Origin of the sequence: Xanthomonas sp. F10, assembly GCF_014206815.1 — a bacterium.
Classification (GTDB): Bacteria; Pseudomonadota; Gammaproteobacteria; order Xanthomonadales; family Xanthomonadaceae; genus Xanthomonas_A; species Xanthomonas_A indica.
Genome location: NZ_JACHNP010000001.1, coordinates 573043 through 592029 on the forward strand (window position 1 = coordinate 573043; position 18987 = coordinate 592029).

At 72.0% G+C, this 18987-nt stretch carries 18 protein-coding genes; 7 read left to right on the forward strand and 11 right to left on the reverse strand.

What is annotated here, in order from left to right:
* Window positions 1-52: 52 nt before the first annotated feature.
* Both FHR56_RS02510 and FHR56_RS02515 read right to left on the reverse strand, forming a co-directional pair.
* Window positions 53-1453, reverse strand: coding sequence for an FAD/NAD(P)-binding protein (locus FHR56_RS02510; RefSeq protein WP_160946168.1), 1401 nt, complete (start codon window positions 1451-1453; stop codon window positions 53-55).
* A gap of 159 nt (window positions 1454-1612) precedes the next feature.
* Window positions 1613-3571 carry a beta-N-acetylglucosaminidase domain-containing protein gene (locus FHR56_RS02515; RefSeq protein WP_160946167.1) on the reverse strand — a complete coding sequence of 653 codons (1959 nt, stop codon included), beginning with the start codon at window positions 3569-3571 and terminating at the stop codon, window positions 1613-1615.
* Window positions 3572-3896: 325 nt separating this feature from the next.
* Between FHR56_RS02515 and aroQ the strand changes: the two genes are divergently transcribed.
* The 3 genes from aroQ to accC all read left to right on the forward strand — a co-directional run bounded on the left by aroQ (window position 3897) and on the right by accC (window position 6413).
* Window positions 3897-4343 carry a type II 3-dehydroquinate dehydratase gene (aroQ, locus tag FHR56_RS02520; RefSeq protein ID WP_160946166.1) on the forward strand — a complete coding sequence of 149 codons (447 nt, stop codon included), beginning with the start codon at window positions 3897-3899 and terminating at the stop codon, window positions 4341-4343.
* An 86-nt stretch (window positions 4344-4429) separates the two neighbouring features.
* Window positions 4430-4912, forward strand: a complete 483-nt coding sequence (accB, locus tag FHR56_RS02525) for an acetyl-CoA carboxylase biotin carboxyl carrier protein (protein ID WP_148827977.1) — start codon at window positions 4430-4432, stop codon at window positions 4910-4912.
* 136 nt (window positions 4913-5048) lie between these two features.
* Window positions 5049-6413, forward strand: coding sequence for an acetyl-CoA carboxylase biotin carboxylase subunit (accC, locus tag FHR56_RS02530; RefSeq protein WP_010343850.1), 1365 nt, complete (start codon window positions 5049-5051; stop codon window positions 6411-6413).
* A 242-nt stretch (window positions 6414-6655) separates the two neighbouring features.
* Here accC and FHR56_RS02535 read toward each other — a convergent pair whose 3' ends face one another.
* Both FHR56_RS02535 and FHR56_RS02540 read right to left on the reverse strand, forming a co-directional pair.
* The gene (locus FHR56_RS02535) at window positions 6656-7012 is read right to left on the reverse strand and encodes a hypothetical protein (RefSeq protein WP_160946165.1); all 357 of its coding nucleotides are present in this window, start codon (window positions 7010-7012) and stop codon (window positions 6656-6658) included.
* Window positions 7009-7950, reverse strand: coding sequence for a hypothetical protein (locus tag FHR56_RS02540; protein ID WP_160946164.1), 942 nt, complete (start codon window positions 7948-7950; stop codon window positions 7009-7011). The genes FHR56_RS02535 and FHR56_RS02540 overlap by 4 nt, the downstream gene beginning before the upstream one ends.
* 221 nt (window positions 7951-8171) lie before the next feature.
* Between FHR56_RS02540 and prmA the strand changes: the two genes are divergently transcribed.
* The 4 genes from prmA (at window position 8172) to fis (ending at window position 11216) form a co-directional block, all read left to right on the forward strand.
* Window positions 8172-9092: a 50S ribosomal protein L11 methyltransferase gene (gene prmA / locus FHR56_RS02545; protein WP_160946163.1), complete on the forward strand. Its 921-nt coding sequence runs from the start codon at window positions 8172-8174 to the stop codon at window positions 9090-9092.
* Between the two features lie 187 nt (window positions 9093-9279).
* Window positions 9280-9657, forward strand: coding sequence for a helix-turn-helix domain-containing protein (locus FHR56_RS02550; RefSeq protein ID WP_160946162.1), 378 nt, complete (start codon window positions 9280-9282; stop codon window positions 9655-9657).
* 297 nt (window positions 9658-9954) lie between these two features.
* Window positions 9955-10827, forward strand: coding sequence for a DUF3426 domain-containing protein (locus tag FHR56_RS20570; protein WP_237473072.1), 873 nt, complete (start codon window positions 9955-9957; stop codon window positions 10825-10827).
* Window positions 10828-10943: 116 nt separating this feature from the next.
* Complete coding sequence (fis, locus tag FHR56_RS02560; RefSeq protein ID WP_010343856.1) at window positions 10944-11216, forward strand: DNA-binding transcriptional regulator Fis; 273 nt, start codon at window positions 10944-10946, stop codon at window positions 11214-11216.
* Window positions 11217-11676: 460 nt separating this feature from the next.
* Here the strand turns inward: fis and FHR56_RS02565 are convergent, their stop codons facing one another.
* From FHR56_RS02565 to FHR56_RS02595, 7 genes are read right to left on the reverse strand one after another with little or no spacing between them, the layout of a single operon-like run.
* The gene (locus FHR56_RS02565) at window positions 11677-12651 is read right to left on the reverse strand and encodes a phosphatidate cytidylyltransferase (protein ID WP_160946161.1); all 975 of its coding nucleotides are present in this window, start codon (window positions 12649-12651) and stop codon (window positions 11677-11679) included.
* Window positions 12648-13280: a lysophospholipid acyltransferase family protein gene (locus FHR56_RS02570; RefSeq protein WP_160946160.1), complete on the reverse strand. Its 633-nt coding sequence runs from the start codon at window positions 13278-13280 to the stop codon at window positions 12648-12650. Before FHR56_RS02570 ends, FHR56_RS02565 begins: the two co-directional genes overlap by 4 nt.
* Window positions 13277-13909 carry a CDP-alcohol phosphatidyltransferase family protein gene (locus tag FHR56_RS02575; protein WP_184502582.1) on the reverse strand — a complete coding sequence of 211 codons (633 nt, stop codon included), beginning with the start codon at window positions 13907-13909 and terminating at the stop codon, window positions 13277-13279. Before FHR56_RS02575 ends, FHR56_RS02570 begins: the two co-directional genes overlap by 4 nt.
* A 20-nt stretch (window positions 13910-13929) precedes the next feature.
* Window positions 13930-15399 carry a TIGR04222 domain-containing membrane protein gene (locus FHR56_RS02580; RefSeq protein ID WP_160946158.1) on the reverse strand — a complete coding sequence of 490 codons (1470 nt, stop codon included), beginning with the start codon at window positions 15397-15399 and terminating at the stop codon, window positions 13930-13932.
* Window positions 15400-15412: 13 nt separating this feature from the next.
* Entirely contained in the window at window positions 15413-15847 is a 435-nt protein-coding gene (locus FHR56_RS02585) for a hypothetical protein (RefSeq protein ID WP_160946157.1), read from the reverse strand.
* Window positions 15844-17181: a phosphatase PAP2/dual specificity phosphatase family protein gene (locus FHR56_RS02590; protein WP_160946156.1), complete on the reverse strand. Its 1338-nt coding sequence runs from the start codon at window positions 17179-17181 to the stop codon at window positions 15844-15846. The genes FHR56_RS02585 and FHR56_RS02590 overlap by 4 nt, the downstream gene beginning before the upstream one ends.
* A complete protein-coding gene (locus FHR56_RS02595; protein WP_160946155.1) occupies window positions 17178-18932 on the reverse strand; it encodes a bifunctional alpha/beta hydrolase/class I SAM-dependent methyltransferase in 1755 nt (584 codons plus the stop codon). Before FHR56_RS02595 ends, FHR56_RS02590 begins: the two co-directional genes overlap by 4 nt.
* Window positions 18933-18987: the final 55 nt, after the last annotated feature.

An 18987-nucleotide genomic window follows, 5' to 3' on the forward strand; every position in this document is an offset into this window, starting at 1 on the left:
GTCGCGGCTGAAGCCGCTCCTACGGACAGCTAGTAACGCGCGGGATCCAGCGCTAGAACGCCAGCCGCTGCGGCGCATCGCCACTGGCACCGCCATCGGCGGTTCGCGCCTGCGCCAGCGTCGCCAGCTCCTCGGCCAGGCGCTGCGCGGCGGCGCGCAGTTCCGGCACCGCGGTGATCTCCCATAGCCCGCCGCGCAACAGCGGTCCCAGGCAGTACAGCCCGGCGACCGGCTGGCCGCCGGCGTCGCGCACCCGCAGCCGCGGATCGACCACCACCCCCAGACCCAGCGGATCGGCCTGCAGCAGGCCGGCTTCGCGCAGCGCCGCGACCAGCGGATGGCTGGTGCGGGCGACGTCGGTATCCAGCCCGGTGGCGCGGATCAGCACGTCGAACTGCTCGGTGCGCGCGCCGCGGTCGGCGCGGTCGCGGATCACCGCTTCCACGGCGTCCTCGCCCAGGCGCGCACGCAGCAAGCGGCCAGCACGGATCCGCAACTGCCCCTGCTGCTGCATCTGCGCCAACGCGGTGGCCGCGGTCGGCGCCAGGCGGTGCCGCGCCACCTCCCAGTACGGCCGCAGATGGCGCAGGAAGCGGGCGCGCGCCGCCGGCGCCAGCCCGCTCCAGAACGGCTGCAGATGCGGACGCAGCGCATCCACCACGCAGCGCCAGTCCTCCACCACCGTGGTCAGCTGGCGCAGGCTGCGCAGCAGGCCGCGCAGGTCGTGGCTGCGCAGCGCCTGTACGACGCTGGGCGGCAGGCTCACCGGCGCGCCCGGCTGCGGCAGGTGCGCCTGCGGCGCCAGGCCGCGCCGCGACAAGGCGGTGATCGCCCCACGGTGGCCGCGCCGGCGCAGGGTCAGGGCCACGTCGGCCATGGTCAGCCCGGTGCCGACCAGCAGCAGCCGCGCCTGCGGCGGCACCGTGTCGAGCACGCCGTCCTGCCACGGCCAGCCGATGTAGCGCCGGTGCACCGCCAGGCGCGGGCCGATGCCCGGCAGCGCCGCCGGCGGCAATGCGCCGATCGCCAGCACCACCACGTCGCTGGCGAAATCCTCGCCGTTGGCCAGGAACACGCGGAAGCCGTGCGGATCGCGCTCCAGCGCCACCGCCTCCTGCGCCAGCGGCACCACCTCGGTGGCCGACTCCGCCAGGGCGGCCGCCAGGTGCCGCTCCAGGTACTGGCCGTACTGCAGCCGCGGCAGGAACGCCATGCCCTGCGCGGCATCCAGCTGCAGCGCCGCGGCGAACCCGCCCGGATCCTGCGGATCCACGCCCAGGTCCTTGGCGCGCACGTTCAACAAATGCTCCGGCCGCGCCGCGCCATAGGCGACGCCGCGGCCGAAGGTGTCGGCCATGCCGACCAGGGTGATGCGGCTGGCGGTGCCCTGCCGGGCCAGCGCCGCGGCCAGCACGTTGCCGCAGAATCCTGCGCCGATGATCGCGATTCGCATGGCACGCACCTTGGCCGCTCGGGGTGTCCTTTGTGCCCCGGATGCGGCGCGCTGGTGTAAATCGCCGGTTAATGCGTGCGCTGCGCGGCATGGCGATCGGGCATCAGCACATGGGCGATGCCCATGAGCAGGTCTGCAGCGCCGAGCGCCAGCCGTCCACTAGCGCGTCGGCGGGCGCTCCACCAGCCCGGGCGCATCGGCGATGAAGGTATCCAGCACGCCGTCGGCGACCTTGACCGGGCCGCCGAAGCGGGTGGCGCCGGGAATGGAGGGAATCGCCGCCGCCTGCGCGGCGAGCTGCCTGGCGGCGGCAAAGGCCTGCCCGGCTGCCGGATCGCCGGCCAGCGCCTGGTTCAGCCCGTCCACGCTCAGGCGCAGCGCGCGGCCCCATAACGCGGTCGCGTCCAGCCACGGCGCCGCCTCGGCCACGAACGCGCCGGTCGCGGTGCCGGCGCGGATGCGCTGCGGCGCAGCCGCCAGGTCGTCGGCGGCGCGCCCCAGCGCGGCCAGTGCCGCGGTGCGGGCGGCCGGATCGCCGTCGGCCAGCGCATCGCGGGCGGCGTCGATCAGCACCTTGAGCCGCGGCGCCTGTGGCTGCCAGGGCAGATGGCCGAAGGTCGGCGCCAGGTGCTGGGTGTCGAAGAAGGTGAGCAGTGAGTCGGCCACCAGCGCATCGCCGCCGGCCAGGTCGCGCGCGGCCGCGCGCCAGGTCCGCGGCGCGTCGTAGCCGCGGTCGTTCCAGGCGAAGGCGAGCAGCCCGGCCACCGCCGGCCGGCTGGCCACTTCCTGATTCATCGGGTTGGCCACGATGCCGCTCAATTCCGCCGACAGCCCGGCCTGGCGGCGGTCGTACGGCGCCAGCAGCAGGCGCCCAGCGGTCTCGGCGAAATCGTTGACCGGGTAGTTGTCCCACAGCAGCGTCTTGCGTCCGAACGCCTTGGTCGCGTTCTTCGCGTCGCTGACCGAGATCGACGCCGGGACCACGTCGGTGCCGGTCCACTGCACCACCACGCGCGGATCCAGCGCCTGCCGCAGCGTCGCCTTGTATGGCGACTCGGTGACGTTGAAGTACTCGGTCGGCACCATGATCAGCGCACCGTGGCCGGCCGCGGCGATGTCCGCCTGCACCGCATTGAGCAGCTGCGCCTGCGCGGTGGCCGCGGCCTGTTCGCCGGCGGGGCCGAACGCGGCGGCATCGCCGGGGCAGTTCCACTTGGTGTATTCGATGTCGTCGAAGGCGATGTAGAAGCTGCGCACGCCGCGCGCGCGCAACGCGGCGAACTTGCGCCGGATCGCCTGCAGGTCGGCCGCGTCGCTGTAGCAGATCGACGGCCCCGGCGAGAGCGCGTAGACGAAGTTGATGTGCTCGCGGTTGGCGACTGCGGCCAGCGTGCCCAGCGCCGCCAGCGTGGCCGCCGGGTACGGCGCGCGCCAGCGGTCGCGCGCGAAGGCGTCGTCCTTGGGGCTGTAGATGTAGGTGTTGGCCTTGAAGCGCGCCAGGAACGCCAGGTGCGCGGCACGCTCGGCCATGCTCCAGGGCTTGCCGTAGAAACCCTCGATCGTGCCGCGCACCGGCATCGCCGGCGCGTCGGTCACCGCCACCGAGGCGATGCGCCCGTGTGCGACCAGTTGCCGGAACGTCTGCGCCGCGTGGTACAGGCCGTCGCCGTCGCGGCCGGCCAGCACGATCAGCGCGCCGCGGCCGCGGGCCACGCTGCCCAGCGCATAGCCTTCCGCGCGCTCCGGCACGTCCAGGTCGACGACGGCCAGCGCATCGCGCACCGGTGCCGCGTCGACCGTGCCGAGCACCACCGCCACCGCCTGCGGGTCGCGCGGCAGCGCGCTGGCGCGGCGGATGCGAGAGACCCCGGCCTCGCGCAACACCGCGCGCACCAGCGCGTCGGTGGCCGGATCGGGCGTGCCGGCCTGCACCAGCACCACCGACGGCCCCAGCGGCAGTTCCGGCCCGAGCAGACGCAGCGCAGTGGGCGCCGGGTACACCGCCGGCAGCGTCGCCGGCGCCGCCGCCAGCGCGGGCGCGGCGATCGCGCCGGCCAGCAGCGCCAGCGCCAGGATGGAGCGGGCAAGGCCGCCACGGCCAATTCGGTCGGTTCGCATGCGTCCACCCTCGACTGGTATGTCAGTGATTTTGAAATGGTATATACCACTCCGCGCATCGCTGTGCGCCGTGCGTGGTCCCGGCCGCCATGTCCCTGTCCCATGCTGCGGCGACACTTGCATGGTCCGGCGCAAGATGCGACATAACCGCAGGCCGCGGCGCAGCGCGCTATCCCACGCCGCCGAGGCCGGGCACATGCCCCCGCACGCCGCTGCGGCCGGGCGGAAAAATCAAACGATTGTTTAAAACGCCCGCAACTTCGCCGAACTGGACAGCAATGCCGGCTTCGCGCAGACTGCCGCCCTTTCGGCTGCTTTGTTCCCGATGGCGCGACTGCTGCTGCTGCATGGCCCCAACCTCAACCTGCTCGGCACCCGCGAGCCGGGCGTGTACGGCCATGCCACCCTGGCGCAGATCGATGCCGCACTGCAGGCCCAGGCCAGCGCCGCCGGCCACCAGCTGGAGAGCCTGCAGTCCAACGCCGAGCACGTGCTGGTGGACCGGGTGCAGGCCGCGCGCGGCGACGGCACCGCCTTCATCCTGATCAACCCGGCCGCGTTCACCCATACCTCGGTGGCGCTGCGCGACGCGCTGGCGGCGGTGGCGATCCCGTTCATCGAGATCCACCTGTCCAACCCGCACAGCCGCGAACCGTTCCGCCACCACAGCTATTTCAGCGACCACGCGGTCGGCGTGGTCTGCGGCTTCGGCGCCGACAGCTACCGCTATGCGATGGACGCGGCGCTGACCCGGCTGGGAGCGGCCGCATGAGCCGCACCCGACCGGCGCCCCGCACCCCCGTCTGAGTCCCCGGGCCGCGCGCCCGGTCTTTTTCCGAGTCACCTCACGAGGCCGTTATGGATCTCCGCAAAATCAAGAAACTGATCGACCTGCTGGAAGAATCGAATCTCGCCGAGATCGAGATCAAGGAAGGCGAGGAAAGCGTGCGCCTGGCGCGCACCCCCAAGGGCATGACCGCCAGCGCGCCGCAGTACGTGGCCGCCGCCCCCGCGGCCGCGCCGGCCGCCGCTGCGCCGATGCCGATGAGCTCGCCCACCGAGGCCTCCACCGGCGGCAGCGCCAAGCCCGGCAACGCCCTGCCCGAGGGCCACGTGCTGCGCGCACCGATGGTCGGCACCTTCTACACCTCGCCGGCCCCGGACAAGCCGGCCTTCGTCAGCGTCGGCCAGGCGGTCAAGGCCGGCGAGACCCTGGCGATCATCGAAGCGATGAAGATGTTCAACCCGATCGAAGCCGACGTCTCCGGCACCATCGTCGCGATCCTGGGCGAAAGCGGCCAGCCGGTGGAGTTTGATCAGCCGTTGTTCGTCATCGGCTGAAGAAGCCGGGACTCGGGACCCGGGACCCGGGACCCGGAACAGCAAGAGCGCCGATTCGGCTTTCGCTCCTGCTTTTCCGGGTCCCGGGTCCCGAGCCCCGGGTCCCGAACACCTCCCGCGTTCGGAATCCCTTCCCATGCTCGATAAAGTCGTCATCGCCAATCGCGGCGAAATCGCGCTGCGCATCCTGCGCGCGTGCCATACGCTCGGCATCCGCACGGTCGCGGTGCATTCCACCGTGGACCGCAACCTCAAGCACGTGGCCATGGCCGACGAGTCGGTGTGCATCGGCCCGGCACCCTCGTCGGAGAGCTACCTCAACATCCCGGCGCTGATCGCCGCGGCCGAGGTCACCGACGCCCAGGCCATCCATCCCGGCTACGGCTTCCTGTCGGAGAACGCCGACTTCGCCGAGCGCGTGGAGCAGTCCGGCTTCATCTTCATCGGGCCCAAGGCCGACACCATCCGCCTGATGGGCGACAAGGTCGAGGCGATCCGCGCAATGAAGGCCGCCGGCGTGCCGTGCGTGCCCGGCTCGGGCGGCCCGCTGGGCGAGGACATCGTCGCCAACACCAAGATCGCCCGCGAGATCGGCTACCCGGTGATCATCAAGGCCGCCGGCGGCGGCGGCGGCCGCGGCATGCGCGTGGTGCATTCGGAGGCCGCGCTGAAGGCCGCGATCGAGACCACCAAGTCCGAAGCCAAGGCCGCCTTCAGCAACGACCAGGTGTACATGGAGAAGTTCCTGGAGAATCCGCGCCACGTGGAGATCCAGGTGCTGGCCGACGGCCAGGGCGGCGCCATCCACCTGGGCGAGCGCGACTGCTCGATGCAGCGCCGCCACCAGAAGGTGGTGGAGGAAGCGCCGGCGCCGGGCATCACCGAGGAACTGCGCAACGAGATCGGCAAGGTCTGCGTGGACGCCTGCATCCGCATCGGCTACCGCGGCGCCGGCACCTTCGAGTTCCTGTTCGAGAACGGCCGCTTCTACTTCATCGAAATGAACACGCGCATCCAGGTGGAGCACCCGGTCACCGAGCGCATCACCGGCATCGACCTGGTCTGCGAGCAGCTGCGCATCGCCGCCGGGCACAAGCTCAGCATCAAGCAGAAGGACATCGTCCTGCGCGGCCATGCGATCGAGTGCCGCATCAACGCCGAGGACCCGGAAACCTTCATGCCCAACCCGGGCCTGATCACCGGCTTCCATCCGCCCGGCGGCCCCGGCGTGCGCGTGGACACGCACATCTACAGCGGCTACAAGGTCCCGCCGAACTACGACTCGATGATCGGCAAGCTGATCGTGCACGGCCCCGACCGCGAGACCGCGATCGCGCGCATGCGCGTGGCGCTGAGCGAGATGGTGGTGGACGGCATCAAGACCAACATCCCGCTGCAGCAGCGGATCATGCGCGACAAGGGCTTCCAGGCCGGCGGCCAGAACATCCACTACCTGGAAAAGCGCCTGGCCGAACGCAAGAACAAGTCGATCGCGCTGTAGGAACGGTCGGGATTCGGGATTCGGGATTCGGGATTCGGGATTCGGGATTCGGGATTCGGGATTCGCAAGAGGCTGCGCCGGCGCATGCCAGTGTCACGCAAACTGACGAAAAAAGCGCCACTCCATCCGGAGTGGCGCGACCTGATGGTGACGCGTCGCGGCTGAAGCCGCTCCTACGACTGCCTGGCATCGCAGCGGGCTGGCACACGCGCAGCCCGCCACTCCCGATTCCCCACTCCCGGCTACTTCCCCTGCTGCGTCCCCACCACCGGCTCCACGCCCAGGCTCGAGGTCGGGCTGACGATCATCACCGTCTCGGTGGAGCCGTCCGGCCAGACGATCTGGAAGGTGCTGCCCGGGGCCAGGGTGGAGAACGGCATGCCGCTGTTGGCGCGGTAGATCGCCGCCACCTGCGCGGCGCCGGCGCGGCGCACGTCCGGCGTGGAGCGCGCCGTGGTCAGTTCGACCTTGGACAGGCCGCGGTAGCGCTGTTCGGCGGTGTCGATCAGCAGCAGGCCCGCCGCCGCCGCCGAATAGGCGACGAAGGCCAGGACCCAGAACCAGAATTTGGCGCCGTGCAGCCATCGCCGGTAATTCATGAGCCTGCTCCCGTGCTGTCCACCAGTCGGTTGACCATGTCGTTCATCGTGTCCGTGCCTTGCCGCGGGACCGCGGCGTCGTAAACAAAGCTGCTGAAATCCTGGGTGGGATCGCGCGAGCAGATCCCGCCGTTGGCGCAATAGCGGGTCATCAACTCGCTGTCCGGGCCGCAATCCAATCCCAGCCTGCAGGCGGCCAACTGCCAGGCCAATTCGGAAAACTGGGTGCCGGCCACGCGGCCGTCCAGGCCGTCGTCGCCGCTGGCGGCCAGGCCCATCGCCGGCGCCAGCGCCACGTAGGCATCGGGATCGCCGGAGGCGCGCACCCGCGCCACCAGATCGCGCTTGTACTCGGCGCCGGCGTGCAATGGCTGGCCCAACGCCAGCAGCGCCGCTTCGGCGGCCAGGTTGCCGCCGCGCGCGGCCTGCACGCGCTGGGCGACGATGGTCTGCCGGGTCAGGCCGTCGCCGGGCACGAATCCGGCGCAGCGGCGGCCGACGCGGGCGCGCGCCTGCACCATCTGCGCCGAGATCGGCAGGCGCGCGTCGGCGATCGCGCGGGTGTCGGCGCCATAGCCGATCGGGTCCATCGCATAGCCGGCGCAATAGTCGTAGATGCGGCTGAGCCGCCAGGAGGCCTCGGGGTCGCCGTGCGCGGCGGCGATCGACAGCTGCTGCGCGGCACGGTAGAGATCGGCGCCGCGTTCGCCCTCGGTCTCGCCACGCAGGCGCGCCGGCGTCGACGCCGGCAACAGCGCGCTGGCCGGCGCGGCGGGCGCAGGAGCGGCGGGCGCAGGAGCGGCACCGGCCGCCACCGCAGCCGTCGGCACGGCCGCGGCCGGTGCCGGCGGCAAGGACAGCGCGCGATAGGCGACCACGCCCAGCAACAGCGCGGCGGGCGCCAGCAACAGCCAGGTTGGACGGGACACGACGGGCATGCGCAAGAGAGCCGGACAACGGGCACAAGCGCAGCCGGACCCCCTGTCGCCCGGCCGCTGCGAGCCGGCAGTCTACCCCAGGCCGCGGCCACGGCATGCGCCAAATGCCTGTGGCGGTGCCGCCGCCGGACGAACGGCATGCTGCGCCGGCAAGGCGGCCTTCAGCGCGAGGTCCGCCGCCCGTCTAAGATGCGCGCTTCCCCTTCTTGCCCCACCGACCGATGCCGTTCCTCGAACTGACCCTGCGCTGCACCGACGCCACCCAGCCCCGCTACGAAACTGCGCTGGAGGACGTCGGCGCGCTGGCGGTGACCCTGCTCGATGCCGACGCCGACACCAGCAACGAACGCGCGATCCTGGAACCAGGCGTGGGCGAGACCCCGCTGTGGGGCACGCTGGTGCTGAGCGCGCTGTTCCCCGAGGACCAGGACGGGCTGGTGCTGCTGGCCGCGCTGGAGGCGTTCGACCCCGGGCTGGACTGGGCTCAGGTCACTTTCCGCAAGGTCGACGACCAGGACTGGGAACGGGCCTGGCTGGACCAGTTCCAGCCGATGCGCTTCGGTGCGCGCACCTTCATCGTGCCGTGGAACCACGACCTGCCGGAGGACGCCAGCGGCGCCGACGCCGCGGTGGTGCGCCTGGATCCGGGCCTGGCGTTCGGCTCCGGCACCCACCCGACCACCGCGCTGTGCCTGCGCTGGCTGGACGCGCTGGCCACCGACGGCGTCCTGACGCAGGCGCGCGTGCTCGATTTCGGCTGCGGTTCGGGGATCCTGGCGCTGGCCGCGCTGAAGCTGGGCGCCGCCGCCGCGGTGGGCGTGGACAACGACCCGCAGGCGCTGCTGGCCAGCCACGACAACGCCGAACGCAATGCGGTCGGCGAACGCCTGGCGGTGTACCTGCCCGCCGACGAACCGGCCGCCACTTATCCGGTGGTGGTGGCCAACATCCTGGCCTCGGCGCTGGATGCGCTGGCGCCGACCCTGGCCGCGCGCGTGGCCCCGGGCGGGCGCATCGCCCTGTCCGGCATCCTGCACGGCCAGGAACAAGAACTGCTGCAGCGCTACGCGCCGTGGTTCACGCAACTGCGCACCGAACAGGATGGCGACTGGATGCGCATCGACGGCGTGCGCCACGACTGAACCGCGGGCGCGACCACGCCCGGCAGCACCGGGTGCGGCATTCGCCAGGCCCGAGCGCGGCCCCTTGCTGAGCGCGCCGGCCCGATGACGCAAAGACAGTATCGCTAACATTTCATCGCTGGACAGCGCTGCGAACCAACCGTGGCGGCCGGCGCGGCTATATCTCGCCTCCCCTGCGGAGGTGCGTGTGAACAGCAAGCTGTACGAACGGGTGCGCGAAGCGCGCAAGCTCACCGGCCTCACCCAGGAGGCCCTGGCGCTGGACCTCGGCGTGACCCGCAGCGCGGTGGCGCAGTGGGAAATGGCCGAGGGCACCGCGCCGGCCGTGGAGCACCTGATCGCCCTGGCCCGCCGCAGCGGGCTGAGCTTCGAGTACCTGGCCACCGGCCGCGGCGAGCGCGTGTTCGGCGAACCGATCGCGGTGGACGCCGCCGCCATCGGCGAACTGCGCAACCAATACCAGTTCACCGACCAGCACCTGCGCCTGCTGGAGCGCTTCGAAAGCCTGAGTCCGCGCCAGCGCGCCGGCCTGCTGGACCTGCTCGACACCCGCAAGTCGCGCTGAGCGCGATGCGGCGGATCGCCAAGCCGGCCGCGTCAGCAGGCCCTGGGCGATGGCGGCGCGGCTTTCTGCGCATGCCCCGGTTGGAGGCGGTGTCTTCCTATGGCGCGTTTGGCCATGCGCTGCGACAAACGACAAGTGCTGTGGCGTGCTAGCGCATGGCGTGGAGGCTCGTCGACCCTCGTGACGGCTCTTGCTCCGGCTCTGTCCCGTCCTGGAAGGCCGCAGCCCGTCCGCCGTGCGCTGCACATCCCGCCGGCGCATGCTTGAATACGGCTCTCGCCGTCGCCGCCGTCGCGCATGCCCGATCGCACTCCGCCCCGTCCCAGCCTTGCCACCTTGCTGCGTCAGCCCGATCCGGCCGCCACGCGGGACGCGACCCCGGTCGCGCCGGCGGCGGACGATGACGTGTCGGCAGCCGCGGCGCCGCTGACCGACACCGCAGCGCCGCCGGTGGCGCCGAGCGTCTCGCCCGCGTCTGCGAACGCGACGCCGCTCGAGACCGAGCACGACATCGACACGCACCCCGCCACGCCTGACACGGACGACCTGGAGGCGCGGATGCCAGCGCCCGCGCCGGCGACAGACCCCACGCCGGCACCGGTCCCCGCCACGACCGCGGCCACCGCGACCGCCAGCCCCGCTGCCGCACCCGTTGCCGCACCGAGCTTCCTGCACGGCCCGCGCGGGCGGCGCCCGGTGCTGCGCGCTGCGCCGTGGCAGTGGATCGCGCTGGTCGGGCTGGGCCTGCTGCTGGCGCTGCAGATCCTCATCGCCGATCGCCAGCGCCTGGGCGCCGATCCGCGCTGGCGGCCATGGGTGGCCGGGGTCTGCCAGGTCCTGCGCTGCAGCGTGCCGGCCTGGCGCGAGCCGGCCGCCTTCACCATGCTCAGCCGCGAGGTGCGGCCGCTGCCCGGCCAGGCCGGCACCCTGCAGGTGCAGGCGACCTTCCGCAACGACGCACGCTGGGCGCAGGCCTGGCCGCTGCTGCAGTTGTCGCTGGCCGACGCCGACGGTCGCACCATCGGCAGCCGCGTGCTGCGCCCGCAGGAGTACCTGGGCCGCGCGCGTCCGGACAGCGCCACCCTGGCGCCGGGACAGAGCGCACAGATCGCGTTCCAGGTGCGCGAACCGGCCGCCGAGACTGCGGCATTCAGTTTCGATTTCCACTGAGAACGCTGCGTTCGGGCACTCCGGCATGGCAGCGGCGCAGGCCACGCGCTAGACTCGTCCCCCCGCGCCGGCCCTCCTGCCGTCCGGTGCCGCTGTCATCCGGGGATCCGTCGAACTTGAACGCCGCCACCACTCGTCCTGACTCCAGTCGCGGCGCGCCGAAGCCGCCGCTGCGCGAACACGTGGCGCAATCGGTCCGCCGCTACCTGCGCGACCTCGACGGCTGCGACGCCGACGACGTGTACGAGATCGTGCTGCGCGAGATGGAGATCCCGTTGTTCGTGGAAGTGCTCAACCATTGCGAAGGCAACCAGAGCCGCGCCGCGGCGCTGCTGGGCATCCACCGCGCCACCCTGCGCAAGAAGCTCAAGGAATATGGGCTGGCCTGAGTGAGGCCGGGATTGGGGATTGGGGATTCGGGATGACCAGCCTGCGGCTGGTGGAAGGCCGGGAATCGGGAATCGGGAATCGGGAACCAAGCGTGCTGTCCTGCATGACGTGACTGTCAAGCAATCCGATACGGAGCGTGTAGCGCCTGCACATCGCCCTCGTAGGAGCGGCTTCAGCCGCGACGCCTGAAACCTATCCAGGCGGTATCGAACGCACCACCGCGGCGAAGAAAACACCGAACGCCGAAACGCGCGCCTCGCTACTGTGGGAGGGGCTTCAGCCCCGACGCGACATCGTCTGAAGATGCGGGTGCGGAAGCCTTGCTGTCCTCCTGCGATGCGCTCTCGGTAAAGCATCGCGGCTGAAGCCGCTCCTACGCCCGCACAGGCGCACACGCGCACCGCGCGCCGCTCCAACCAATCCCCACTCCCCAATCCCACCATCCCCACTCCCCGCCCCTCACACCCATCCATAGCGGATCAGGTGGAAGAACACCGGCGCCGCAAAACACACCGAATCCAGTCGATCGAGCACGCCGCCGTGGCCTTCGATCATGTGGCCCCAGTCCTTGATGCCGCGGTCGCGCTTGATCGCCGACATCACCAGGCCGCCGAAGAAACCCATCAGGTTGGCCACCAGCGCCAGCGCGAACGCCTGCAGCGGCGAGAACGGGGTGATCCACCACAGCGCCGCGCCGAGCAGGCTGGCCGAGAGGATGCCGCCGACGAAGCCTTCCACGGTCTTGGACGGCGACAGCTTGGGCGCGATCAGATGCCGGCCCAGCAGCTTGCCCCAGACGTACTGCAGCACGTCCGAGGACTGCACCACGATCACCAGGAACGCGAACAGCAGCAGGTTGCGGTCCTCGTAGCCGGGGATGCGCAGGTTCAGCAGCGCGGGCACGTGCGAGATGCAGAACACGCAGATCATCAGTCCCCACTGCACCTTGGCCGTGCGCTCCAGGTAGCGCGTGGTATCGCCACCGATGGTCGCCAGGATCGGCAGCACCAGGAACGCGTAGACCGGGATCAGCAGCGTGTACAGGCCGTACCAGTCGCTCCACACCAGCCAGTACTGCCACGGCAGCACCACGTAGAACGCGGCCAGCAGCGCGTAGTAGTCGCCGCGCCGGGTCGGGGTGAGGGTGATGAACTCGCGCAGCGCGAACAGCGACACCAGCGCGAACAGCACGATCACGCCGAGCCGGCCGAAGGCGAACGCCAGTGCCACCACCCCGGCCATCACCCACCAGGCGCGAATCCGCGCCACCAGGTTGTCCAGCACCGCGCTGGGCCGCCCGCGTGCGCGCCAGCGCAAGGTCTCGGCGATCAGCGTGGCCACGATCAGCACCGTGGCGATGCCCAGGAACAGCCACACCGTCTGTTGTCGCAGCGAGGATTGCTGCAGGTGGTCGCTCAGCGCGATCGGATTCATCGGGCCGCCTCCGCCTGCTCCGGCGCCAACGCCAACAAGGCCGCGCGCGCGCGATCGAGGAAGGCCTGCTTGTCCTCGCCGGCGCCCAGCCGCAGCGGTTCGCCGAAGGTGGTGGTGCACAGCAACGGCAGCGGCAGCCACATGCCCTTGGGCATCACCCGCTTGAGGTTGTCGATCCACACCGGCACGAACTCCAGTTCCGGACGCTGCCGCGCCAGGTGATAGAGCCCGCTCTTGAACGGCAGCAGGCCGTCCTCGGTGTTGCGCGTGCCTTCCGGGAACAGGATCAGCGAGCCGCCGGCGTCCACCGCCTCGCACAGGCAGTCGATCGGATCGCGCGTGCGCTGCGCGGCCTCGCGCTCGATCAGCACGCCGTTGAATACCGCGTGGATCAGGTAGCGGCGCAGCGCGTCGCGTTGCCAATAGTCGGCCGCCGCCACCGGCCGCACCTCGCGCCGCAGCGGCGCCGGCAGCGACGACCAGATCAGCACGAAATCGCCATGGCTGGCGTGGTTGCCGTAGTACACACGGCGTTCGCTGGACGGCATGCAGCCGCGCCACAGCGCACGCGCGCCGGTGAGCAGGCGGATCGCGGCGCTGCAGCCGCGGGCGATCAGGCGGGCGATCATTTCCACTCCAGTTCGCGCACGATGGCGCGCACGCGAATCACGATGGTGAGGGCGGCGGCGGCGATCAGCAGCCCCAGCGCGACGGCCAGAATCATGCGGGCCAGCATGGCGTGTTGCAGCAGCAGCGCGGCGGCCGCCGCCAACGCGGCCAGCGACAGCCAATGCATGCGCTGCACGCGCGCCATCGGCCCCTGCAGCGGTTCGCGCACCGCGCAGGCCAGGCCGAGCATGCGCACATAGGCGGTGCCCACGCACAGCAGGGCGGCGGCCCAGCCCAGTTCCGCACCGATGCCCAGCACCGGCTGCAGGCCATAGCCCACGCCCAGGCATACCGCCACGTCCGACAAGCGGTCCGGCGCCTCGTTGTACACCGCACCGGCACGGCCGATCAGCTGCGTCTGATGCGCCAGCAGCCCGTCCAGGCGGTTGCACAGCAGTCGCGCCTGCAGCGCCAGCGCCGCCAGCACCAGCAACGCGGCGGCATTGGCCGGCGGCTCGCGCCAGGCCAGGGCGAACATCAGCGCGGCCAGCACCGCGCACGCCAGCCCGCTCCAGGACACGCCGTTGGGCGTGGCCCCGCGCGCGCGCAACGCCAGCGCCAGGCGCCCACGCCACTGCGCGCGCCGCATGTGCCAGCTCGAACCGGCCATCAGTCGCCACCTCCACATCCGCCGCAACCACCACCGCCGCAACTGCTGCCGCCGCCATCGCTGCTGCCGCCACCGCCACCGCAACTGGTGGTCGAAGCGCTACCGCCGCCACCGTTGGACAGCGGCGAACGCAAGGCGTGGTAGTCGGCCCAGGGTGTGGTCATCAGCACGCTGGTGCCGGCCAGGGCCAGCGGCAGCGCCAGGTGCGAACCGGGCGCCAGCGAGGGCGCGGTGACGCCGTCGCGCCAGGCCGCATCGCGCTCGGCCAATAGCGCATCACCGGCGACGCTGCGCCGCGGCGGCGTGAGCAGGAAACCGAGCGCAACGACCGTGACGACCACCATCGCCGCCACCAGGAAACCGATCGGGCGCTGCAGCTGCAGGCCGATACGCAGCTTCAGCAGGCCAAAGGTCCACAGCGCCAGCAACGGCGCGGCGCCGAACAGGCGCGCACACAGCGCCTGGCCATGTCCCAGCCACAGCCCCTTGGCGACCAGCGACCGGCGCAGCGGCGCGGCGTCGCGCCGCAACGCGGCCAGCGCCTGCGCCAGGTGCGGATGCGCGCGCACGATCGCCTGCGCACGCTGCAACGGCGGCGGTGCGGCGACGCGGGTGTGCTCCAGAAGCGCCTGGCGGCGCACGCGCGGGTCGACGTGCAGGCGCACCGCCCCGGCCGCCAGCAGCAGCGCCAACTGTTGATCGGCGACGCGCTCGCTGCCGCCCGCGAGATACGCCAGTTCGGCCGCGTCCAGCGTCGCCTGGGTGTCGCCGCCGCGCAGTGCGCGCACCGCCAGGCGCAGACGCGCGCCCAGGCTCCAGGCCAGGCCGATACCGGCCAGGAACAGCAGCAGGAACGGCGGCCCTGGCCAGTGCAGCGGCGAGCGCGGGCCGTTGCCCTGCCATAGCACCGCAAACAGCAGTGCCACGCCCAGCAGCCAGCCCCACAGGGCAATGCCGCCGCCCGCGGGCAGGACGCGGCGCGTGCCGGCCTGGCGAGGGGCCGGCGTGGTCGGCGCGCCGGCCGGTGCCGGCCAACACGCCACAGGCGGCTCGCCGAAGTGATGCCAGTAGTGCCCCAGCGTGGCCTTGTACTGTGCCTGGAAGCGTTCGGCGTCGGCCGGGTCGCCGCGCCCGGGGTGATGGTGCAGGGTGATCCGCAGCACCTGCGGACAGAACCGTTGCCAGTACTCGCGGGTGTCGGTGAGGTGGGTATGCCAGACCTGGTCGATCAGGGCGCTGGGCGTCACCTCTTCGCCGGCCACGCAGGCCAGGAAGCAGAAGCGCAGGTATTCCTCGACCGCCTGCGCGGCCAGCGCCCGCGACACATTGGCCTCCTTGGCCACGCGGCGCACGAATGCCGGCAACGCCGCCTCGCCCTCCCCGAAACCGTAGGCCTGCAGGCGCTGCCACAGCGCCTGCCGCGCCGCATCGACCTCCGATCGCAACGCTGCTGCAGGTTCATCGGTCATCGTACCCGCCTCCTCATCCGAACCGCGCCATGCACAGCGCCAGCAACAGCATCAGCAGTTGCGCGGCGAAGCACAGCACCTGCCGCCGCAGCAAACCGCGCATGCCCTGCCAGCGCGCCAGCCAGTCGCGCGGCGGTGGCAGCGTGCGCAGCAGGCCCAAGCGCTGCAGCACCACGTCCAGGTCGGCCCCGGCGCGCGCTGGCTCGGCTTCGGCCAGCACCGCCTCGAGCAGTTCCGCATCCAGACCGACCCGCGCCGCCCAGTAGCGCTGCAGCAGGCCGGCCAACACCGAGCCTCCGCACAACGCCGCGGCAAGCATGGCGCCGGTGCCGGCATCCCAGGCGCCCAGCAGCAGGGCCGTCGCCAGCAACACCCGCGACAGCCGATCCAGCGGCGCGCCCTGGCGCAGCACCGCCGCCATCGTGCGCAATTCCAGCGGCGTGCTCATGCCGGCAGTTCCTGCGCCTGCAGCGGCGCCGGCGGCGCGGTGCAGGCGGCGGCGATGGCGGCACGCTGCGCCGGCCCCAGCACGATGCTTGGCGCGCGCGCCCGCAGCAGCGCCAGCGCGTCGTCCACGCTGGTGGCACGGCCGCTGCGCAGCAGCCAGGTGGCGACCGCGGCCGCGCTGCGCGAATAGCCCAGCGCGCAGCAGGCCAGCACCGGGCCGTGCGCGCGCGCCGTCGCGATCGCGTCGGCGGCCGCGCGCAAGGCCGCGGCCGGCGGCGCCACCAGGTCCAGCATCGGCACCACGCGGTCGTGCGCCTGCGCCTCGCGCAACGACAGTTCCGCGCTGACGTCGACCACCGCGGCGAAGCGCGTACGCTCGCCGCGGCCGGGCATGCGCCCGAGCCAGACGCCGTCGGCGATCGCGCGCGGCGCCGGATCGCGCCAGGTCCAGGCGCGCGAGTTGAGCCACGCAGCGGCGAGGTACGGCGCGTACAGCCAGCGCGCGGCCAGGCTCAGGCGGCCGTCGGCGCGCTTTTGCAGGCCGAGCGGGCCGAGCATCGCATAGCTGAGCGCGACCAGCAGCAACGACAGCGCCGGCCACAGCAGCCACCAGCCGGCGCCCCCGAGCGCGCGTGCGGCGGCCGCGCAGGCCGTGCTGCCGAGCAGGTACAGCGCGGCCAGGCGCCAGCGCCGCGGATCGCGCGCCGGTGCCGCCGCCCGCCACGGCGCGGCGATGCGCTCCGGCCACAGCCACACGCACAGCCAGCCGGCGGCCAGGCCGGTGGGCACGTCGAGGAAATGATGCTGGTAGGTGGTCAGCACCGACAGCCCGATCAGCGCGAACCAGCCGTGCAGGACCCACCGCGCCAGCCCGTGCAGATGCTGCGCATAGCGCACCCACAGCACCACCAGCAGCACGATGTGCAGCGACGGCGCCTGGTTGAACGGCTTGTCGAAGCCGAGCAGCACCGCGAACAGCCAGCCGAACACGCCCTCGGTCGCTGGCCGCTCGAAGCTAAAACGCAGCGGCCACAACAGGAAGCAGGCCACGGCCAGCAGCTGCGCGGTGAGCAGGCGCCGTGCATGCGTGTCCAGTTCGGCGCGCGTGCGGCAGACGAAGAACGAGGCCGCGTAGAACAGGTCGATCGACCAGTACGGGACGATGGTCCACGGCCAGAACGGGATGTGGGGTTCCCAGGCGAACGGCAACGACGGCACGTCGGCGCGGCGCGCCGCCAGCGTGTTGGCCAGGCCGTAGCTGAGGAAGAAGAACGGCCCCAGCAGCGCCAGCCAGGCCAGCGCACGCCGCCACGGCCGCGCGGCCGCCATGCTCATGGCGTGATCCGCTGCGCCAGCGACACGGTGAAGATGCCCCAGTCGTCGATGCGCTGCTCTAGCTTGCGGAAGCCGGCCGCGCGCACCAGTTCGTCCATCTCCTGCTGGGTGCGCCGGCGCATCACCCAGGCCGCGCCGCCGCGATGGCTGGTCAGCGCGCGGGCGATGAACTCCAACTGCGGATGCCAGGGCTGGCCGGTGTAGGCCAAGTAGCCGCCCGGCGCCACCGCCGCGGCCACGCCCTGCAGCGAACGCAGCACCTGGTCGTTGTCCGGGAACAACTCGTACAGGCCCGACACCACCGCCAGCGTCGGCCGCGGTTGCAGCGCGGCCAGCGCGTCGCGGTCGAAGGCGTCGCCCTGCTCGAAGCGGGCGATGTCGGCGGCGCCGAGCGCGGCGATCAGCGCGCGGCCCTGCTCCACGTTCAAGGGGCTGAAATCGCGCAGCACGATCGCATCGGCGCGCTGGCTGCCGCCGGCCAGCGCTTCGAGCACGTAGCGGCCGTGGCCGGCGGCGATGTCCAGCGCGCGCACCGGCAGGCCGGCGGCGCGCAGCCGCTGCATCGCCAGGCCCAGCAGTTCGTGCAGATGCTGGCGGCGCACGCGGATGCCGCGCCAGCCGATCGCATCCAGGTAGTTGCGGTCGATCATCCGCCCCAGCGGGCCGCGCCCGGCGGCCTGGTCGCGGTAGATGTAGTCCAGTGTGCTGCCGGAATCGAAGCCGGTCTGCAGGCCCAGGGCGATGCCCTCGGACAGCCGCCCGCCCAGGCGCAGCCCGGCACGCACGCCGCGCCAGCGCAGGTCCTGCAGGCTGTAGCGCTGCGGCGGCCAGGCCAGGCGCTCGGCTTCCTCGAAGGTCGGCCCGCGCCGGTGCGCCTGGCGCAGGCTGGGCAGCGCCGGCGCCTCGGCGAAGCGCGCGCGCACGAAGCGGCGGATCTGCGCCAGCGCCGGCGCGCGGTCGCGCTCGCCCAAGGTGTCGTGGAAGAAGCCGGGCAGCAGGTGACGCTCCTTCACCGGCGAGGACAAACGCTCGTAGAAGCGATCCTGCGGTCCGCGGTGCACCACGAAATCGCTGCCGGACACCAGCAGTTGCACCGGCACGGTGATCGCCTGCGCATCGCCGACCACGCGATCGGCCGCCGCATACAGGCCGAGCAACACGCGCACCGAGATCGGCCGAGTGATCAGCGGATCGTGGCGATAGCTCTCGACCCGCGCCGGGTCGTGGGTCAGCCACTGCGGCTTGACGTAGCTGTTGACGAAAAAGTTGCCGCGCAGTTTCTGCATCAGGGCCAGCCCGGACCGCGCGAACGGCACGTACAGCTTGACCTTGAACGCCGGCGAGGCCAGCACCAGCGCGCGCAGCGGCGGCGCGTAGTCGTGCACCCAGGTGCTGGCGATCACCGCGCCCACGCTCTGCGCCACCACCACGATGTCCTGCACGGCGATGCCGTGGACCTCGCCGATGTGCGCGACGAAGCGGTCCAGGTCGCGCACCAGCGCCGGGAAGCCGGGCGCGTCGCCGCGCGCGCCGGGCGAGCGGCCATTGCCGCGCGCATCCCAGGCGAACAGCGCGCAATCGTCCAGGCCCAGTTCCTCGGCCAGGTGCATGACCCGCCCGGAATGTTCGTGGCCGCGGTGCAGCAGCAGCACCGCCCGCGGCGGCGCCGCCGGCGCGGTGGCCGGCCAGTGCCGGTAGAACAGCCGTGTGCCGTCGAAGCTGGCGAATTCGCTCTCGTTGACCTGCCGCATCCGTTGCCGATGTCCTGTCTGCCGTGAATCCCTGTGCCCCGCGGCCGCGACGGCC

Excerpts from the sequence above, each read along its gene's own strand:
- prmA (WP_160946163.1), top strand. The coding sequence starts at position 8,172 with ATGCCGTTCCTCGAACTGACCCTGCGCTGCACCGACGCCACCCAGCCC.
- FHR56_RS02570 (WP_160946160.1), bottom strand. The coding sequence starts at position 13,280 with ATGATCGCCCGCCTGATCGCCCGCGGCTGCAGCGCCGCGATCCGCCTG.
- FHR56_RS02510 (WP_160946168.1), bottom strand. The coding sequence starts at position 1,453 with ATGCGAATCGCGATCATCGGCGCAGGATTCTGCGGCAACGTGCTGGCC.
- accC (WP_010343850.1), top strand. The coding sequence starts at position 5,049 with ATGCTCGATAAAGTCGTCATCGCCAATCGCGGCGAAATCGCGCTGCGC.
- FHR56_RS20570 (WP_237473072.1), top strand. The coding sequence starts at position 9,955 with ATGCCCGATCGCACTCCGCCCCGTCCCAGCCTTGCCACCTTGCTGCGT.
- FHR56_RS02595 (WP_160946155.1), bottom strand. The coding sequence starts at position 18,932 with ATGCGGCAGGTCAACGAGAGCGAATTCGCCAGCTTCGACGGCACACGG.
- FHR56_RS02540 (WP_160946164.1), bottom strand. The coding sequence starts at position 7,950 with ATGCCCGTCGTGTCCCGTCCAACCTGGCTGTTGCTGGCGCCCGCCGCG.
- FHR56_RS02535 (WP_160946165.1), bottom strand. The coding sequence starts at position 7,012 with ATGAATTACCGGCGATGGCTGCACGGCGCCAAATTCTGGTTCTGGGTC.
- FHR56_RS02565 (WP_160946161.1), bottom strand. The coding sequence starts at position 12,651 with ATGAATCCGATCGCGCTGAGCGACCACCTGCAGCAATCCTCGCTGCGA.
- FHR56_RS02590 (WP_160946156.1), bottom strand. The coding sequence starts at position 17,181 with ATGAGCATGGCGGCCGCGCGGCCGTGGCGGCGTGCGCTGGCCTGGCTG.
- accB (WP_148827977.1), top strand. The coding sequence starts at position 4,430 with ATGGATCTCCGCAAAATCAAGAAACTGATCGACCTGCTGGAAGAATCG.
- aroQ (WP_160946166.1), top strand. The coding sequence starts at position 3,897 with ATGGCGCGACTGCTGCTGCTGCATGGCCCCAACCTCAACCTGCTCGGC.
- FHR56_RS02580 (WP_160946158.1), bottom strand. The coding sequence starts at position 15,399 with ATGACCGATGAACCTGCAGCAGCGTTGCGATCGGAGGTCGATGCGGCG.
- FHR56_RS02515 (WP_160946167.1), bottom strand. The coding sequence starts at position 3,571 with ATGCGAACCGACCGAATTGGCCGTGGCGGCCTTGCCCGCTCCATCCTG.
- FHR56_RS02585 (WP_160946157.1), bottom strand. The coding sequence starts at position 15,847 with ATGAGCACGCCGCTGGAATTGCGCACGATGGCGGCGGTGCTGCGCCAG.
- FHR56_RS02575 (WP_184502582.1), bottom strand. The coding sequence starts at position 13,909 with ATGCGGCGCGCGCAGTGGCGTGGGCGCCTGGCGCTGGCGTTGCGCGCG.